Here is a 1011-nt window from a genome sequence, read left to right on the forward strand (position 1 = left end):
TCAACCAAATAGTCCAGTGATGATGGCAAAGAGGCCACACCCGTTCCCATCCCGAACACGGCAGTTAAGCTCTTTTGCGCTGATGGTAGTTGGGGGTTTCCCCCTGTGAGAGTAAGACGTCGCTGGGTACATGAAAAAAGTCGTTACCGATTCCGGTAACGGCTTTTTTGTATGGAAAAATCAGGACATACTAAATGAATGACGATCAAGAGAAAGTATAGGGTCTCTTTCTGTATCATGCGGCTGAAGTCAGTTCCTTTTGGATACGTGCGCCGAATACAACCGTTACTGTTCTCATTCGTGACACGCTGACCAGAAACACCCGGATCCGAAAAGTAAAACGGGATCTCCAACGCTATCTCCACTTCGATCCAGCCGTGAAATTCCGTGCCTCGGTCGGCGGTAATGGATTTCACCACTTTTTTTGGCAGGTTTTTCAACACATGGATGATGGCCTGTGCGGTTTCACTTGTCGTTTTCGCAGCTAACTTATAGCTCCTCTCAAAACGGGTAGTACGTTCCGTCAATGTGAGAATCCGGCTCTTGTGCGACATGCCGATGACGGTGTCGATTTCCCAATGTCCCACTTGGCTTCGAGGCGCCAAACGTGCATGGATTTTTTTCAGACAAGGCAGCTTGCCTCGTGTTTCACCTCGTTATTCTTTAACTTTTTTGCGGATCAGTAGCTTTTGGGACAGGTTGAACAAGCCGAGAGCCGCGTACCGGTAACGCTCGAAACACGGATGGGAAAAGGTTTTTGATGCATTTTCCAGTACCATCACGAGACATTCTGGTGACCAGTCGAGCTTTAGTTTGGATAGGATATAATCGTCTTCTTGATTGACCGAGCGTCTAGCTCAGGTCTGGCCTCGTAATCAGCCTGTGCCAACAGAGCGTCGCAAAGCTTACAGCGTTTCACTTCATAGTGGATGGTGCTTTTGCTTCGTTCTAGCTGTTTCGCTATATAGGACAGTGATTTTTCTTTCAGGCAATAACACTCGATTCGCACAC

The 1011-nt window shown here is 47.8% G+C and carries 2 protein-coding genes and 1 rRNA gene; 1 reads left to right on the forward strand and 2 read right to left on the reverse strand.

All coding sequences use genetic code 11. From position 1 onward, the window contains the following. Window positions 1-12 precede the first annotated feature (12 nt). Window positions 13-128: ribosomal RNA gene (rrf, locus tag FQ085_RS17910) — 5S ribosomal RNA — on the forward strand. Window positions 129-143: 15 nt separating this feature from the next. Here rrf and FQ085_RS17915 read toward each other — a convergent pair. After that, window positions 144-605 carry an IS30 family transposase gene (locus FQ085_RS17915; RefSeq protein ID WP_486352012.1) on the reverse strand — a complete coding sequence of 154 codons (462 nt, stop codon included), beginning with the start codon at window positions 603-605 and terminating at the stop codon, window positions 144-146. A gap of 203 nt (window positions 606-808) precedes the next feature. After that, window positions 809-1011: helix-turn-helix domain-containing protein (locus tag FQ085_RS17920; RefSeq protein ID WP_188074773.1), on the reverse strand; the 203-nt coding region annotated here is incomplete at its 5' end.

The sequence above is a fragment of the Planococcus sp. ANT_H30 genome (assembly GCF_008369335.1).
GTDB lineage: Bacteria > Bacillota > Bacilli > Bacillales_A > Planococcaceae > Planococcus > Planococcus kocurii.